At 59.3% G+C, this 17,120-nt stretch carries 14 protein-coding genes; 5 read left to right on the forward strand and 9 right to left on the reverse strand.

Features of this window, described 5'->3' with window-relative positions:
- The first annotated feature begins 348 nt into the window (after positions 1–348).
- Both VFQ24_13585 and VFQ24_13590 read left to right on the forward strand, forming a co-directional pair.
- On the forward strand, positions 349–579 hold the full coding sequence (locus tag VFQ24_13585) for an AbrB/MazE/SpoVT family DNA-binding domain-containing protein (GenBank protein HET9179383.1): 231 nt from the start codon (positions 349–351) through the stop codon (positions 577–579).
- Positions 576–995, forward strand: coding sequence for a type II toxin-antitoxin system VapC family toxin (locus VFQ24_13590; protein HET9179384.1), 420 nt, complete (start codon positions 576–578; stop codon positions 993–995). The genes VFQ24_13585 and VFQ24_13590 overlap by 4 nt, the downstream gene beginning before the upstream one ends.
- 268 nt (positions 996–1,263) lie before the next feature.
- On the opposite strand, the gene VFQ24_13595 is transcribed toward VFQ24_13590, so the two are convergent.
- The 3 genes from VFQ24_13595 to VFQ24_13605 all read right to left on the reverse strand — a co-directional run bounded on the left by VFQ24_13595 (position 1,264) and on the right by VFQ24_13605 (position 7,309).
- Positions 1,264–3,906 (reverse strand): ABC transporter permease, encoded by a 2,643-nt coding sequence (locus VFQ24_13595; GenBank protein ID HET9179385.1) that lies wholly within the window; start codon positions 3,904–3,906, stop codon positions 1,264–1,266.
- Between the two features lie 199 nt (positions 3,907–4,105).
- Positions 4,106–4,435 (reverse strand): PadR family transcriptional regulator, encoded by a 330-nt coding sequence (locus VFQ24_13600; protein HET9179386.1) that lies wholly within the window; start codon positions 4,433–4,435, stop codon positions 4,106–4,108.
- Positions 4,436–4,507: 72 nt separating this feature from the next.
- Entirely contained in the window at positions 4,508–7,309 is a 2,802-nt protein-coding gene (locus VFQ24_13605; GenBank protein HET9179387.1) for an ABC transporter permease, read from the reverse strand.
- 393 nt (positions 7,310–7,702) lie between these two features.
- Between VFQ24_13605 and purD the strand changes: the two genes are divergently transcribed.
- A complete protein-coding gene (gene purD, locus VFQ24_13610; protein HET9179388.1) occupies positions 7,703–9,034 on the forward strand; it encodes a phosphoribosylamine--glycine ligase in 1,332 nt (443 codons plus the stop codon).
- A gap of 64 nt (positions 9,035–9,098) precedes the next feature.
- Positions 9,099–9,614, forward strand: a complete 516-nt coding sequence (purE, locus tag VFQ24_13615) for a 5-(carboxyamino)imidazole ribonucleotide mutase (protein ID HET9179389.1) — start codon at positions 9,099–9,101, stop codon at positions 9,612–9,614.
- Positions 9,615–9,807: 193 nt separating this feature from the next.
- Here the strand turns inward: purE and msrB are convergent, their stop codons facing one another.
- Positions 9,808–10,221, reverse strand: a complete 414-nt coding sequence (msrB, locus tag VFQ24_13620) for a peptide-methionine (R)-S-oxide reductase MsrB (protein ID HET9179390.1) — start codon at positions 10,219–10,221, stop codon at positions 9,808–9,810.
- A gap of 36 nt (positions 10,222–10,257) precedes the next feature.
- Positions 10,258–10,602, reverse strand: coding sequence for a hypothetical protein (locus tag VFQ24_13625; protein ID HET9179391.1), 345 nt, complete (start codon positions 10,600–10,602; stop codon positions 10,258–10,260).
- A 119-nt stretch (positions 10,603–10,721) separates the two neighbouring features.
- On the opposite strand from VFQ24_13625, the gene mtnA reads away from it, so the two are divergent.
- Positions 10,722–11,804 carry an S-methyl-5-thioribose-1-phosphate isomerase gene (gene mtnA / locus VFQ24_13630; GenBank protein HET9179392.1) on the forward strand — a complete coding sequence of 361 codons (1,083 nt, stop codon included), beginning with the start codon at positions 10,722–10,724 and terminating at the stop codon, positions 11,802–11,804.
- A 113-nt stretch (positions 11,805–11,917) separates the two neighbouring features.
- On the opposite strand, the gene VFQ24_13635 is transcribed toward mtnA, so the two are convergent.
- The 4 genes from VFQ24_13635 to VFQ24_13650 all read right to left on the reverse strand — a co-directional run bounded on the left by VFQ24_13635 (position 11,918) and on the right by VFQ24_13650 (position 16,877).
- Positions 11,918–13,162 carry an ABC transporter permease gene (locus tag VFQ24_13635; GenBank protein HET9179393.1) on the reverse strand — a complete coding sequence of 415 codons (1,245 nt, stop codon included), beginning with the start codon at positions 13,160–13,162 and terminating at the stop codon, positions 11,918–11,920.
- Positions 13,163–13,164: 2 nt separating this feature from the next.
- Positions 13,165–14,448 (reverse strand): ABC transporter permease, encoded by a 1,284-nt coding sequence (locus tag VFQ24_13640; GenBank protein ID HET9179394.1) that lies wholly within the window; start codon positions 14,446–14,448, stop codon positions 13,165–13,167.
- A 59-nt stretch (positions 14,449–14,507) separates the two neighbouring features.
- The gene (locus VFQ24_13645; protein ID HET9179395.1) at positions 14,508–15,215 is read right to left on the reverse strand and encodes an ABC transporter ATP-binding protein; all 708 of its coding nucleotides are present in this window, start codon (positions 15,213–15,215) and stop codon (positions 14,508–14,510) included.
- Positions 15,216–15,317: 102 nt separating this feature from the next.
- Positions 15,318–16,877 (reverse strand): efflux RND transporter periplasmic adaptor subunit, encoded by a 1,560-nt coding sequence (locus VFQ24_13650; protein ID HET9179396.1) that lies wholly within the window; start codon positions 16,875–16,877, stop codon positions 15,318–15,320.
- Positions 16,878–17,120: the final 243 nt, after the last annotated feature.

Here is a 17,120-nt window from a genome sequence, read left to right on the forward strand (position 1 = left end):
CCGCATAATGTTGAAACTGCTCCGTCCACTCGATTATTCTTCTCATCAGGGTGTAAGTCTCCTTCTTTAAGGATTCGGTCTCGCTTGCCGCGATACCAACTTACACCCTCCTCCCTTTTACACACTCAAATTTACGTCACCGGCCAGGGCTTGGGCCATCGATTGCCGGATGTAGCCGCAAAGCTGCAATTACTGCTACTACCGGCGGCGTTTTCAGTTGCAAATCAAAAATGGCGCGGTAAACGCGCCGCTACTCGCAGCGGAAGGCTGCTATGGGACCACCCTTGGCGGCGCGGCGAACGGGGTAGCCCGGTTGACTTGATTGGTAGGAATTCATACAATAGGAGTATGAAAACCATTGTGTCCGAAAAAGGCCAGATAACCATTCCCAAGCGGCTGCGGGAACGACTCGGCTTGAGGAAAGGGCAGGTGCTCGAAGTAAGCGAGCGGCGCGGTCATCTCATCATGACGAAAAAGCCTTCCCGTGACGCTTATGACGAGTACTTTGGCATTCTCAAGCTCGGCCGGCGCACTGACGACATTATCAACGAGCTCCGAGGGGAGGGTCCGCTGAAGTGATCACGGCCGTTGACAGTAATGTCTTGTTGGACTTCCTGAACTACGATCCCGAGTTCGGAATACCTTCACGGAACGCGCTCCGTTCTTGTGCTGCAGAAGGCCGTGTGGTGGCATGCGACGTTGTATGGGCGGAGATCGCTGCATGCTTTCCCTCGGTTTCGGATTGCCGGACCACGCTGGGTGAGCTGGAAATTGAGTTCAGCGCACTAGGCGAGGATTCTGCGTTTGAGGCCGGCGACCAATGGGCAGCGTACCGCCGGCGGGGTGGCTCAAGATCGCGTGTCACGGCAGACTTCCTGATCGGCGCGCACGCGCTTCGCCAGGCCGACCGATTGTTGACCCGCGACCGGGGTTTTTACCACGCCTACTTCAAAAAGCTGCGTGTGCTCGACCCCAGCGCTCGAGCGCGGCGGTGATCCCGCTTCGATTTGCCCAGCGTTTCTTCTTTCCACGACTATGTTGCTGCGGTCCACTAACCACTCATCACTGACCACACTCTTAAGCAAGAACCACAGGCCGCAAGGGCCTGCGCCAGAGGCTGGAAATCTCAAAGTTCAGATTCCAAATTTCAGACCTTACGCTACATAACTCAGAATCCTGAACCCAGGACCGCAAAGCCATTCGTAACTCGTAATTTGTAATTGCCCCTGACTCGTCACTTGTCACTAATCACCAACCCTTGCCTCACTCATATCTCAGCGCCACCATGGGATCGACCTTGGCCGCGCGCCGGGCAGGGATGTAGCAGGCCGCGAGCGCCACGGCGATCAGAATCACTGAAACCGTGATAAACGTGAGCGGGTCGGTGGGGGTAATGCCGTAGAGCTGGCTCGCGAGGAATCGCGTCAGCGTCAGCGCGCCGGCAACGCCGATGGCCATGCCAATCAAAGCGAGTTTTGTTCCATGGCCCAAAATCAACCAAAGAATGTCTCCACTCTGTGCACCGAGGGCCATGCGGACGCCGATTTCACTGGTGCGCTGACTGACCATGTAGGAGATCACGCCGTAGATTCCGAGGCCAGCGAGCAGCAACGCCAGGGCTGCGAACAAGCCGACGGCCATCGTCTCGAAATGCTGGTCAGCAGTTTCACCGGCGAGCAAATCGTCCATCGTGGCAATGTTGGCAAGCGGCAATTGCTTATCGATGACCAACACCTGCGAGCGGAGTGCAGGCACAACGGCACGCGGATCGGACGCGGTATGGAGCAAGGCTGTTATCTCGTCGCTCGGCGATTGGGTAAGGGGCAGGAAAACTTGCGGCAGCGGGTTGCCGCCGGGCCCAACACGCCGAATGGCGGCAGACACACCGATGATCGAGACCACCGTCTGGTCGGAAGTGCCAACCGCGATAAGAATGCGCTGGCCGATAGGATTTTCGCTATGCGGGAAAAAGCGTCGAACGAACTCCTGGTTCACAACCGCGACTTTTGCCGTGTTCGGCCCGTCCCGGTTTTCAAATCCACGGCCCGAAAGGATTGGAATTCCGAGGGCGCGGAAATACCCGCCGCCCACCGAGTCGAGCGGAACGGACGCCGCCGGATCGTTCAACGCGGGGGCCGGGCGGCCCTCGATTCCAACGCGCACTTTCATGGACAGCGTGTTTGGAAGGCTGGTGGCAAGGCTCGCGGCGCGAACTCCGGGAAGAACGCTGATGCGGTCGAGAAGCTGCGAGGAAAACGCCGCTTGCTGTGGTTCGGTGGAGTACCTGTCGAGTGGAAGAAAAATTCGAGCGGTCAGGACATTGTGGGAATCGAATCCGTAGCTCACGCCCGTCAAGCGAAGAAAGCTCCTGAGCAGCAAACCCGCAGCAACCAGCAAAACCACGGCACTCGCAACTTCCACGAGGGGGAGCAGATTTTGCCGGAATGCGTTCTTCCGTGAGCGTGGGCCTTGCCCGCGGCCCGCTTGGATGGTGAGGCTGAGGTTTGGACTGAAAAGAGTCAACATCGGGGCGAAATAGGAGATGACGCCGGCCAAAGCAGAGACAGCGATCGTAAGAGCTAGTGCGGCGGCGTCGACGTGCACGTCTTGGACGTTTAGCAAGCCGCTGGGCACGAAAGAACGAAGTAGCCCGACGCCCCAAAATCCGCCGAGCAGCCCGACGAATCCGCCCATGGCTGATAGAAGCATGCTTTCCGTCAGAAGTTGCCGTGCGAGGCGAGAGTGTGTGGCGCCGAGAGCGGAGCGCAGGACAGATTCGCGAGCGCGGACAGATCCCCGCGAGAGTTGAAGGTTCGCGATGTTTGCGCAAGCAATCAGCAAAATGAATGCAACTGCGGCCATCAGCGTCCAGAGAGGGGCACGGACGCTGCCTGTCAATTGATCATGCAGGGAAACGACGCGGAGATGGACCTCTTGCGTGTAGCTGCCAAGAAATTTTGGAAGCAGCGGCAATGTACGGCTGTCAATCACTGAAAGGTCGGCTTCTGCCTGAGCGAGCGTCACGCCTGGCTTCAGTCTCGCGATGACATCAAGAAACCAAATGGCCGAACTCGCATCACTCGGCGCGGCGAGGGGTACGAACACCTGCGGCTGCCTGCCCGAGGTTGGGAATTTGAAACTCGCGGGAAGCACTCCGACTACGGAATAGTCCCTGTCGTCGAGCATAATCGGCCGTCCGAGGACTCCCGGATCGCCCGCATAGCGCGACTGCCAAAGCCCGTAGCTCAATATGGCCGCGCGCGAACCTCCTCGACGATCCTCTTCTGGGGTAAAGCTTCGGCCGCGCAGCAGTTCGACGCCAAGCACGGAGAAAAAATTCGCGGACACGCTCTTGCCCGGAATCCTTTCCGGAATGCCCGCTCCCGTGAGCGTGAACTCCCCAGTAAAATGCGTAGCAGCAATTCCGGAAAACACATCATTCTTGTCGCGCCAGGCGAAATACGTCGGATGGGGCACAGCGGACCAGTGCAAATCCGATTTCGGGTTTTGCAAGGCGGTCCAGACGAGATGCGCCGAGTCCTTGTAAGGAAGTGACCTCAGCAATACGGCATCTACGACGGAAAAAATCGCTGTGTTCGCCCCAATGCCGAGGGCGAGCGTTAGGACCGCAACTGTCGTGAATCCGGGATTCCGGCGAAGCTGGCGGAGGCCGTAGCGGAGGTCCTGGCCGAACTCGCTGATCATGCGCGCGCCCCAGGTGTCACGGCATTCCTCCTTCACCTGGCCGAGGTTGCCGAACTGGCGCAGCGCTGCGTAACGCGCTTCTTGCGCGCTCATGCCACGGGCGACGTTCTGCTCGGTCTGCTTTTCCAGGTGGAAACGGAGTTCATCATCCATTTCCTGCTCGGCCCGATTCTTGCGAAACAATGCACGCAGATTGAACATCGTGACCTCCAAAGGCCTCACCCGGCCGCTGGCGCGGCCACCCTCTCCCAGAGGGCGAGGGCTGGTGAGTTAATTCGCTACCCGCGATTGGGGGTGCTGCCGCTGTAAGATCAGCAGGAGGGCGGATCCCTCCCCTACAAAATCAAAACCCGCAGACCGCAAACCCGGCGGTCTGCGCTACCGGGCTGCAAGGCTGCCATCAGGCGGTCTCGATAATCTGGGCGATGGCGGCGGAGAGGCGCGTCCAGTTTGAGGTCTCGCGCTCAAGCTGCCTGCGGCCGCTCGCGGTGAGGCGATAGTATTTGGCCCGGCGGTTGTTTTCTGAGGCTCCCCACTCCGCTCGAATCCAGCCCTGCTGCTCCATGCGATAGAGCGCCGGATAGAGCGAGCCCTGCTGCACCTGCAGCACGTCCTTCGAGATTTGCTGGATGCGCTGGGCGATGCCCCAGCCGTGCATGGGTTCAAGCGCCAGCGTTTTGAGAATCAACAGGTCAAGCGTGCCCTGCAGCAGATCAATCGACTTGCCCATTTTTGCCTTCTCCTTTTATGACAGCCTCATAATTTATCGCTAACCATCAATCACCAATCCCTAACCCCTGCCTTACTCATACCGCAAGGCCACCATGGGATCGGCCTTAGCCGCGCGGCGGGCCGGAATGTAACAGGCCGCGAGCGCCACGGCGATCAGGACCACTGAAACTGTGATAAACGTGAGCGGGTCGGTGGGCTTGACGCCAAAGAGCAGGCTCGACAGAAATCGTGTCAGCGCGAGCGCGCCGGCAACGCCAATGGCCACTCCAATCAAAGCCAGCTTGATCCCTTGCCCAATCACCATCCTCAGAACATCATTTTTCTCCGCCCCCAGCGCCATGCGAATGCCGATTTCCCTGGTCCTTTGCACAACCGAGTAAGCCATCACTCCGTACAGACCGATGCACGTCAATAGCAAGGCTAGTAATCCGAACACACTCGTCAGGCTGGCAAACAGGCGTTCCTGGAAGGTGGCCTCTGCAATCTGTTCGGATTGCGTTTTGACACCGAACAGCGGCAAGTTTTTGTCAAGGTCCTGAACCGTCCGTCGAACCAGGGTAATCCAGCCTTTCGGATTGCCTGCTGTACGGACCTCGAAGAACACTTTTCCCGCGTAGCTGAAGTGTGCGACATTCTGCGCATAGGGAACGTATATAGTTGGCAACGGAGTTTCCCGCAGGCTCCCATAGATTGAATCGCCCACCACGCCTACAATCGCGATGTCTGAGCTGTACTTTTCACCGCCGAAACCGAATCGCCGGCCAATCGCATCCTCATCCTTGAAGTATTTGCGGGCGAAGGCCTGGTTGATGACCCCAACCTTGGGAGATCCTTCTATGTCGCCTTCGCCAACGGTCCTTCCGAGTAACAGCGGGATTCCGAAGGTCTCAAAGAACCTCGCTCCGACCGAATTAACACGAGTCACAATTGTCCCGCCGCTCGTCTCTTCGGGTCCTGGGGTGTACCCCTGAATGGAGATCCCAGCGGTGTGTACACCACTGTCTACTAACATGTGCTGGGAGAACGTCGCCGAGCGCACGCCCGGAAGCGATTCAAGGCGGTGCCGCAATTCCTGATAGAAGCTTACTAATTTCTCGCCGCGATACCCGCCCTGGGTGGGATCGACTCCGAACAGCAACAGATTGCGTTGCGTGAAGCCGAGGTCCTGGTTGGCCAGGTTCGTCAAGGTCCGCACGAACAGAGCGGCGCCAACCAGCAACAGCATCGACATTGCAATTTGAGAGGCTACCAGGCCGTCGCCGAGCAACGACCGGAGATCCCGCACGCGGCCCCCTTTTCCTGCCAAACTCCCGGCGCCTTCCTTCAGCGCTGTATTTAGGGCCATCCGGGTGCCGCCCAATGCGGGAGCCAACCCGAAGAGAACTCCCGTAAGCGCCGAAATGAATGCCGTGAATCCCAGGACGCGCAGATCGGGTGAGACGTGCAGATAGATATGCTCCTTGCCGCTTGACATGAACGCCACCAGAACGCCGCTTGCCCAATATGCGAGCAGAATCCCAACCGCGCCTCCGGCAGCCGCGAGCATAAGGCCCTCGGTGAGTAACTGGCGAACCAGCCGGCGGCGCCCCGCTCCCAGCGCCAGCCTTACGGCAACTTCCTTCTGGCGCGAGGTCGCGCGCGCCAATAGCAGATTGGCCACGTTTGCGCAGGCTATCAGCAGAACGAGGGCCACCACCGCCATCAGTATGAGGAGCGGCTGAGAGAACTCGCGCCGGAGAGCCGCAAGTCCATTCGCGGCAGAGGCCAGTTCAATTTGGGGAGGGCTCAGTGAGATGTCGGGACTCTTGTGCGCAGGCGGCGTTTCTATGCCGGCGGTGGTCTGCTGGAGGGTTCCCGTCAGTTCGGCGCGCGCCTGCTGCTCGGCAACGCCGGGCCTAAGGCGGCCCATTACGATTACCCACCACTCCTGCCCCGCCGTGAATAACGTTTCCCCTTTGGGCAGCCACCGGTCCCAGCCAGGAAGGACCTGCGGATGGGTATGAAGAGGTACCCACGCGTCTATGCGGCGGCCGGGCTGAAGTCCAAAAAACTCCGGAGCGGAAACGCCTGCCAGGGTGAAAGGTACACCATTCACGGTAATGGTCTTGCCCACCACGGAGGGATCGCGGCCGAATCGACCGGCCCAGTAGCCGTAACTGATCACCGTAACCGGGGCCGCAGCGTCCGCGTCATCGGCGGGCGTAATTGTACGACCGATAATCGCGCGTACGCCCAACGTCGAGAAGTAGTCGCCGGAAACGAATTCGCCTGATGCCAGTGCAGATTGTCCACTGACGTTCATGTTGAAGCTGGCATCGATGTCCGAAAGCCCGAAGATGCCGGAAAACGCTCGATTTCTTGAATGGATGGCCTCAAATACAGGATAGGAAAATGCAGTGCTGGTATGGCGGCCGTTCTTGTCTTTGTCTGAGGAGCCATCCAATCCGTGAATGAAGTACGGCCAGCCCTGCGAGGCCCAATGGAGCACAAAGAGCTGCTCGGGCTGTCGCACGGGAAGCAGCTTGAACATCACCGCGTCAATCAGACTGAAGATTGCTGTATTGGCGCCAATGCCGAGGGCGAGAGTGAGAACCGCAACTGCCGTGAACCCCGGATTGCGGCGCAACTGGCGGAAGCCGTAGCGGAGGTCCTGGGCGAACTCGCTGATCATGCGCGCGCCCCAGGTGTCGCGGCATTCCTCCTTCACCTGTCCCACATTTCCGAATGTGCGCAGCGCCGCGTAGCGGGCCTCTTGCGCGCACATGCCCCGGGCGATGTTCTGCTCGATCTGCCTTTCAAGATGAAAGCGCAGCTCATCTTCCATTTCCTGCTCGGCCCGATTTTTGTGGAATAGTGCACGAAGGTTGAACATTATCCTCTCCGCACCGTAGAGGCGGCTTTACGCCGCCAATTGCCGAATGGCGGGATAAACCCGCCGCTACTTGCCGCCAGATTCGGGGTGGTGCGCCAAACCCGCCGCTACCCGCGAACTGGCGTTTGATTTGTGCCACCGCGGTCTGGTTCGATTCGTCAGCAAACACCGCAGGCCGCAACCCCGGCGCTCTGCCTGCCGACTGCCCCATGCTTTCCTAGACATTCAACAAAAGAACCATAATGCCTTTCCCCTAGAATGTCAAGAGGAAGGATTCACTCTGATATCCACGGAGGGGCCGTAGGAAATTTTTGAGTCAGAACGCGAGGGAAAATCCTGCTGGACGCCGGCATTGACAAACACTACCGTCTGCCGATAGTGTAACTTGCTCTTATGAACATACTCGTCCTGGGTTCGGGTGGGCGCGAACACGCTCTGGTCTGGAAACTGCGTGAAAGCCAGTTGACGGATGAGATCTTCTGCGCGCCGGGAAACGCCGGCATTGCCCAGACCGCCGAATGCTTCCCCGTTGATCTCGCCGCCTCCGCGGCCATCCTGCAGTTGGCCGGAGAACTGAAGGCTGACCTGACGGTTGCCGGGCCGGAAGCGCCGCTGGTGGCGGGCGTGGTGGACGCATTTGAAGCGGCAGGGCGAAGGATAGTGGGCCCCACAAAACTGGCCGCGCAGCTCGAGGGAAGCAAGGTCTTCGCCAAGGAGTTCATGCAGCGCCACGCAATTCCGACGGCGAAGTTCGCGGTGGTGGAAGATTATTCAAGCGGCGAAAAGGCCGTTGCCGAATTCGGTCTGCCGGTGGTGATCAAGGCCGATGGGCTTGCGGCGGGCAAGGGCGTGGTGGTGGCACGCACGCATGACGAAGCTGAAAAGGCGCTGGGCGATTTCATGGTCAGGAAATCGCTGGGCGGCGCCGGCGAGCGGGTGGTGGTTGAGGAATGCCTGCTGGGTGAAGAGCTGTCGTTCATCATCCTGGCCGGCAAACGGGGCTGGCTGCCTCTGGTCCCGACCCAGGACCACAAGGCGGTGTTCGACAACGATCTTGGCCCCAACACGGGAGGCATGGGGGCGTACAGCGAAGATTCGATACTTCCAGAACGGCTGGGGCAGGATATCAGCCGCGAGGTGATCGAGCCCACGCTGGCCGGCATGGCGGCTGACGGGATGCCCTATTACGGGTTTCTATACTGCGGGTTGATGATCACTGCGGAAGGTCCCAAGGTGCTGGAATACAACGTTCGCCTGGGGGACCCTGAAACGCAGCCCATTATGATGCGGCTGCGGTCCGACCTGTGCGAAATGCTGATGGCCTCGCTCGAAGGGCAGTTGACGGCGGTTGGCGCGCGCTGGAGTCCCAGCCCTTCGGTGTGCGTGGTGCTGGCATCGAGAGGCTACCCCGGCAAAAGCGAAACCGGCAGGGAAATCACGGGAATCGAATCGGCGGAATCGCTGGGCGGGGTCAAGGTGTTTCACGCGGGGACTGTGTTCCACGACCATCAACTGCTGACTGCCGGGGGGCGCGTCCTGGGCGTGGCGGCGACTGCTGAAGACCTTCCGACGACCATCGAACAGGCCTACGCCGCCGTCAGTAAGGTCCAGTTTGACGGAATGCATTACCGTCACGACATTGGAGCAAAAGGTTTGCGGCGGCTTAAAGTGACGGGAGAAATCCGACACCCCAGCAATCAGGCGGGCAATCCGCCGCCGGCTTAGAACGGGGAGGGATAGTCTGCCGCGAACAGTCCGCCGGCTGAAACCATCCATCAAGGAGAAATGAATGGCTGAAAAGGCAAAACCACTAGTCGGCATTATCATGGGGAGTGACACCGATCTTCCGGTAATGAAAGAAGCGGCGGTAACACTGGACAAATTTGGAGTGCCGTTCGAGATCGACATCACCTCCGCGCACCGGTCTCCGGCCCGGACATCCGAATACGCCCGCACGGCGAAGGAGCGTGGACTGAAGGCAATCATCGTGGGGGCGGGAGGCGCGGCGCACCTGGCCGGCCTGGTGGCAGCAGAGACAACATTGCCGGTGATCGGCGTGCCCATGCCTACGACTTCGCTGCAGGGCATGGATTCGCTGCTTTCAACGGTGCAGATGCCCGGCGGCATCCCGGTTGCCACGGTTGCCATCGGCAAGTCCGGCGCGGTGAACGCAGCCATTCTGGCGGTGCAGATCATAGCCACGGCGGACGCCGCGCTCGGGCAGAAGCTGGCAGATTACAAGAAAGACCTCGCCAGGGGAGTGCAGGAGAAATCGGCGAAACTGAAGCGGGAGTTTCAGCTTTAGGGGTGTTGCTGAATACTGGACGCGGCCCATCTGTCATGCTGATCCCGCGAAGCGGGAGAGGCATCTGCTGTTTCTTAGTGAAAATAAAAAGGAGATCCTTCGCGGAGTTGACCCTGAGACCCTTCTCCCGCTTTGCGGGATCAGGGCCGTTCGCAAATTGAGGGCGAACAGGCCCATGATGACAGTCGATCTGCTACGGCTTCTTATCAAACTTGAGGGCGACGGAATTGATGCAATAACGCAAGCCGGTGGGGCCGGCGCCGTCCGGAAACACGTGGCCCAGGTGGGCGTCGCACTTGCTGCAGAGAACTTCCACGCGACGCATCCCATGGCTCAGGTCAGATTCTTCCCGGACATTCTGCTCATCCAGGGGGGCGGTGTAGCTCGGCCAGCCGCAGTGTGAATCAAACTTGGCCTCGGAACCGAACAGTTCCGCGCCACAGCAGACGCAGCGATAGGCCCCTTTGACGTGCAGATCGGTGTATTCGCCCGTGAACGGCGGCTCTGTGCCTTTCTGCCGGGTGACGTAATACTGCTGCGGCGTCAGTTCTTTTCGCCACTCGTCGTCAGTTTTGTTGATTTTGCTGGTCAACCTGTCAGAATTCATACTGATGATTTTCAGATGCTGTTAGGCTATCGCCTCTCAGCGTGTGGACTCCCCGTGGCCGTTCCTGCGGACCAGTTTATCGACGGTCTCAATCAACGCGTTCAGCTTGTATTCGCTAGCGGCCTGAGCGTCTCTGAGGTCTCGAAAGCCGGATTCCATGCGCTCAGCAAGGCGGATCTCGGTTTGAGCCAGGCGGCCGACGAGATCGGTGACGGTGGCGACAGAAGAATCTAATTGGGCCGCACGCGCGGCGCCCGCTTCGAGGGCGGCATCGATTCGGTTGATCGCCTCCTCGTGCCTCTTCATTGCTTCTTCGTGCCTCTGAAGCCAGCCCTCATGCTTGGCCTGCATGTCCAGCATGAATTGCATTGCCTTTTCCATGTCCATGGCCTCAGTATACCACGATGGGCGCGCGTTCCCCTGATTCATGCTCCGCGGGCGGGCACCTGCTATAATCTTGATTTTTGCGGACGTAAGACCAAAATCCAACTGGGTGGGACGTGATGTTTAAGACGATTGAGTGGACCAGCGACGGCGTCCGGATGATCGACCAGACACTGCTGCCCAGCGAAGAGGTTTACCGGATTTACCGGACGTACCCGGAGGTCGCAGAGGCGATCCGATCGATGGTGATCCGCGGGGCGCCGGCCATTGGAGTGGCGGCGGCGATGGGCGTGGCGCTGGGAGTGAAGAACTCGCGCGCGAAGGGCCTTGCGGAACTCCGCAGCGAGTTCGAAACCATCGCCGATGCGATTTCCAAAACGCGGCCGACCGCCGTCAACCTGTTCTGGGCAGTAAAGCGCATGCGCACAAAGTTTGAAGACGCGCTGGCGGGGACCGGTTCGGAATCTGAAAGGATCGGCCGGGCCAAAACATCGCTGGAAGAAGAAGCGCAGCGCGTGCTGGCGGAAGACATCGCCGTGAATGAGGCGATGGGCAGGCACGGCGCGAGTCTGCTGAAGGATTCTTCAACCATCCTGACGCATTGCAACGCCGGAGCGCTTGCCACCGGCGGCTACGGGACGGCGCTGGGTGTGATTCGCGCGGCCGTCGAGGAAGGGAAGAAGCTCAGCGTGTTTGCGGATGAAACGCGGCCCTTCCTCCAGGGCGCGCGGCTCACCGCCTGGGAACTGGCCAAGGACGGCATTCCGGTGACGTTGATTACCGACAACATGGCGGGTTACTTCATGAAGCAGTCGAAAATACAGGCGGTGATTGTGGGCGCAGACCGCATTGCCGCCAATGGAGACGTGGCCAACAAGATCGGTACTTACACGGTGGCCGTGCTGGCGCGTGAGAACCAGATCCCGTTTTACGTGGCGGCGCCGCTTTCAACCATTGACCTGGAACTGGCCTCGGGGGACGAAATTCCCATCGAGGAGCGCTCGCCGGACGAGGTGACGCATTGGAGGGGGATCCAGACCGCCCCGGAAAATGTCAGCGCGCGGCACCCGGCCTTCGACGTGACTCCCCACCGCTACGTGACCGCCATCATCACCGAGCGCGGCATCGCCCGCAATCCCTATGTGGACAGCCTGAAGGCCCTTTTTGATATGCAGGCAGCCGAGCAGGCTTCGCGCTAGGATCGTTTCCTGATAGTCGAGCCGCAGCCACTCGGCGGGCCGAATTCGCGGGCTGCGATTGGCCCTGTGGCGAGATGAACTCGCCGCTACAGGTCCAACCTGGAGCGCGGGCCTTACTCGTGGTGGAGGGCCACGATGGGGTCAAGGCGTGAGGCTTTCATGGCCGGCCACATTCCGAAAAACAGCCCGATGCTGATCGAAACCAGGAATCCGAGCAGGACGGACCAAAGCGGCACGGAGGAGGGGACGCTGGGGAAGAAGGTTCGTATGGCGAAGTTCAGCATATAGCCCAGGATGATGCCCATCACGCCACCCGCGCCCGTCAGCGTCATGGCTTCCAGCAGAAATTGCCAGGTGATGTCCTGCCGGCGCGCACCGATGGCTTTGCGCACGCCGATTTCGCGGGTCCGCTCGGTGACGGAAACCAGCATGATGTTCATCACGCCAATCCCGCCCACGAGCAGACCGATCGAGGAGAGCACCACCATAACGAGGGCCACGGTCCCGGTGATCTGGTTGAATTGCCTGATCACGGACGCCGCGGTGGCCATGCCGAAGTTGTTTTCCTGGTCAGGCCTGACCTTGCGCACGCGCCGCAGCACGGCCGTGATTTCGTCCAGGGCCGCGTTCATGCGGTCGGGATAGGCCATGGCCAGAATAAAGTTTTCTTTTGCCTGCGGATAGATCTTCTTGAAAGTCCAGTAGGGGATGAAGACTGTCCGGTCAGAGCCATTGTCGCCCAGGAACGACAATCTCTTGGCGAGGGTCCCCACAATCTGGAATGTATTGCCGCCCACGACGATGTTTTTGCCGATGGGGTCCTCATTCTGAAAAAACCTGGTGGCCACATCCGCGCCAAGGACGGCGACATTCAGGCGATGGTTGTCCTCGATGGAGGTGTAAGGCCGGCCATCGACGAATTGGGAGTTATTGATAAAGAAATCTTCCGAGGTAGCGCCTTGAAGGCCGGCGTCCAGCATATCCTGTCCCTTGTACTTCGCCCCCACGGCAGGCCCGCGATTGAAAATCTCAACGGCGACATCCTGGACGTCAGGACAATTGTCTCGAATGGCCATGGCGTCTTCATACTGCAGAGGCTTGCGCATGCGCTCTTCGCGCGTCAGGTTGAATCGGATGCCCGGCTCAAATTTGTAAATGAAAATCGAGCGTGATCCGTATTGCTCCATGGTATCGACGAGCTTGTTGTTGAGTCCGGTGATGATGGAGGCAACGCCAATCACGGTGGTGGTCCCGATCAGGACTCCCAGCACTGTGAGGGCTGAGCGGAACTTGTGAGTCCGAAGCGTATCGAGCGCCAGCAGCAGGTTTTCCCGGATATTTCGCAGTTGCTCTGGCATGCCTATGTTTCCGCCCTCAGGGCCTCGATGGGGTCGAGCCGTGCGGCCTTGCTGGCGGGATAAATGCCGAAGAAAAGGCCGACCATCACTGACAATCCCACTCCGACAAGGATGGCGCTGAGCGGCACCGAGGACGTTACGAACCTCTGGACCAGCACGTTGACCAGCAGCGCGAGCAGGATGCCGACCACTCCGCCCGTGCCGGCCATGACGGCGGATTCGATGATGAATTGCGTCAGAATGTCCCGCCGGCGCGCGCCGAGGGATTTGCGGATGCCAATCTCATGCGTGCGGTCCGTAACGCTGGCCAGCATGATGTTCATGATCACGATGCCGCCGACCACCATGAAGACGGCCACGACGCCAATGGTGACGGCAAAGATGGTGCCCGTCAGTCTCTGCCACAGGTCCATGATGGTTTGCGAGGCGTTGATGCCGAAATTGTCGTTGTCGTTGTATTGCAGATGGCGCCGGACCCGCATCAGCATGCGGACCTCGTCCTCGAGCGGGATCATCTGGGCCGATGACCACGCCTGGATGCTGACATTCAGTTCTGCCCTGGAGAAGTAGGCTTTCTGGAACGCCGTGAGGGGAACGATGGCGAAGTTGTCCTGGCTTTGTCCGAAGGTTGTTCCGATTTTCTCCGCCACCCCGATCACGCGGAATGTGTGTTCATCGATACGGATTTCTTTGCCAATCGGGTCAACGTTAGGGAAGAACTTGTCCACCAGGTCCGTTCCGATAAAGCAGACCGGCGCGGCATGGGAATAATCGGAATCAGAAATATAGCGGCCATAATCAACCTTCTGCTGGCCGATATCGATCATGCTGGGCGTTACCCCATTAAGGTCCACATCGTAGACCACCTGGTTCCCATAATGCGCCGTGCGGCCCCAGTACTCGGCCGTCGCGCCGATGGTCTTATAACCCTGAACGTTTTCCTCAAGGAACCTGTAATCATCCATGCGAATGGGGCGGTTGCGGCGCCGCGCCTCCAGCCAGGATTCATAGCCCTGGGCCCACTTGTACTGGCTCAGGATAAACGTGTTGACGCCCAGGTTGGCGACGTGCTCGGCGATGTAGAGGTTCATACCGTTAATGACGGACATCACCACAATCAGGGTGGTGGTGGCAATCACCACGCCAAGCAAAGTGAGGAAGGAACGAAGCTTGTGCGAATTCAAGGCTTCGAGGGCAATCCAGAAAGCCTCGCGGGCCGTTACCCAGGAGCTATACAGCTCTCCGTATTTGCGGCCACTGTCCTTCGTCGGCGGTTGTCCAGTCATTGCAGTTTTCACGGAAAGCCCTGCTCCAACCCCGCTGCCGGGAGGTCTGCGCGGCCGTCCTAAACCACCTTTTCGTCCCTGTCGATCCTTCCATCGCGAATGTGAATGATGCGATGGGCGCGGGCGGCGATGTCGTGCTCATGTGTGACCAGAACGATGGTGTTGCCGGACTCATGAAGGCGGCCAAACAAATTCATGATTTCTTCGCCGGTGGCGGAATCGAGGTTCCCGGTCGGCTCATCGGCGAGGATAATCGAGGGATTATTGATCAGGGCGCGGGCGATCGCGACACGTTGCCGCTGGCCGCCGGAAAGCTCGTTGGGGCGATGGTCCGCGCGGTCGCCCAGTTCCACCATGCGCAGTACCTCGTGGGCGCGCCGCAGCCTTTCTTCGGGCGGAGTCCCGTTGTAGATGAGCGGCAGCTCGACGTTGTGGAGCGCCGAGGCGCGCGCCAGCAGGTTGAAGGTCTGGAAGACAAACCCGATTTCCTTGTTGCGGATGTAGGCAAGCTCATCGTCCGTCAGCTCGCTGACCAGCCGGCCGTTCAGCCAGTACTGCCCGCTGGTGGGTGTGTCAAGGCAGCCGACGAGGTTCATCAGGGTCGATTTGCCGGACCCGGATGGGCCCATAATGGCGACGTATTCCCCCCGCACGATTGAAAAGGAAACGCCGCACAACGCGTTGACCCGAATCGCTTCCATGTCATAGGTCTTCCACAAGCCCTGCGCCAGGATCACGATGTTCTCGGGCGAAGGCGCCCTGGCCATCTCGTCCGCCGCACTGGCTTGAGATTCGGTTGTTGAAAAAGGTTCCATAGCTTGGTCTGGTATCTCCCGAGGTTTTTTATGCAGGCACAGCGCCGCCCGCGGCTACGATGAAGGGGCCTGATTCACGGCCTTAATGCTGTTGTCAATCTTAACCTTCGCATGGTTCTTCAATGTCCGGAGCACCTGGTAACTTCCGGTGACGATTTCCTCCCCGGGTTTCAGACCAGTGAGCACTTCGACATTCATTGTGCCCATGATTCCGGTTGTGACAGGAATGAAGGCGGCCTTCCCGTCCTGGACGGTGAAGACCCCCTGGATTTCCTTCTTGCTGGCGGCATTCTGGCCGGCTGGAGCAGGTTCCGCAGCGAGTGCCTTGACCTTGGTTTTGGCATTTTGCTCGCGCTCAAGCTCGCCTTGGTTCCGCACCGTAAGGGCCTGAATGGGGATGGTGACCGCGTCCTTCCGAGTGGCGGTCGTGACCTTGGCCGTGGCCGAAAGGCCGGGCCGCAGACCGGCAGGCGGATCATCCAGGGTGACGGAGACCGTAAAGTCCTTGGCCTCCCCTTGATTTGTTGCCGTGCTCTGGTTGCTGTTGGTGGTAGTCTGGCCCGAAGTAGAACTCAGAGCGCTCATCCCGATTTCGGTGACACGGCCTTTGAACTTCTTGTCGGGAAGTGCGTCAATGGTGACTTCCGCAGGCTGGTCCATCTCGATGCCCAGAATATCGGTCTCATCCACATTCACCACGGCGTTGATCACCGACAGGTTGGAAACCTGGAAGAGCGCGCTTCCCGGCTGGTTTTGAATGCCCGGCACGACGTTTTCACCGACGTGAACGGGCAGATAGGTAATGATCCCGTCGAAGGGCGCCCTGTAAATCGTCTGGTCGCGCTGATTCTCGATGCCGACAAGCTGCGCCTGCGATTGAAGCACACTGGCGTTGGACATATCGCGATTGTAATTGGCCTGGTTGAGCTGGGCTCTGGCTTGTGCAACCTGGGCCTGGGACGATTGCACCGTGGCCTCGGCGACCTGATAGGTGCTCAGGGCCTGGTCGAACGCCTGTCGCGAAATCAGTTGTTGATTGAGCATCTGCTGGGAGCGCGTGTAGTCGTCCTTGGCCTGCTGGAGCTTTGCCTGCGCCTGGGCAAGGTTTGCCTGCGCCGTGTGAAGATTGGCCGTTGCGGACTGGACGGTTGCCTGCTGCACCCTCGAATTGGCCTGGGCTGACCTCAGCGCCGCCTGCTGAGCCTGCACGCCGGCCTGCTGCTGGACGTCTTCTGTGCGAAGCAGGAGCTGGCCCTTCTTGACACGGTCACCCTCCTTCACCAGGATCTCTGTCACCTTGCCAAACGAATTGGCGTTGACCGTAGCAAACTTGTCCGGCGGAGGCTTGATTTCACCCGAGGCGGTTACGATCGAAGACAAATCCTGGCGAACGACCTTGCCGGTCTGGACGGTGATCAGGCCGCGATGGCTCCATGCGATTCCGCCGAGCACAAGCCCCACCAGGACCACGAAAGCCAGGATGAGCAACGCGAGCTTTTTGGTCTTGGAAAGGCCCTTCTTCGGGCGCCCGCCCTGCGGACCACGCGGCAGTCCGGCATCTTCTCCGCGAGTGTCGGTGATCTGGCCTAGTTTGAGTTCTGTAGTTTGTCCCATCGTAACCTTCTCAGTTAATGTCTTCCGCGCAGGAAACCGGTCCCAGTCCGATGGCAGAGGCAAGCCCATCCCTGGTGACGGCCGGGCGATACGGCGAAATGATTCATCCTTACAAACTCTATACGTTTTGGAGGCGGGAAAGGTTCCACTGCTGTCATGGCGGCAAACCCAGATACCTTTGAAAAACACCTCTTGCTTCTTCTGGGCGAAAATCTCTGCAAATTATATCACAGCCGCCTGAAC

The organism is Terriglobia bacterium (assembly GCA_035712365.1).
Classification (GTDB): domain Bacteria; phylum Acidobacteriota; class Terriglobia; order UBA7540; family UBA7540; genus SCRD01.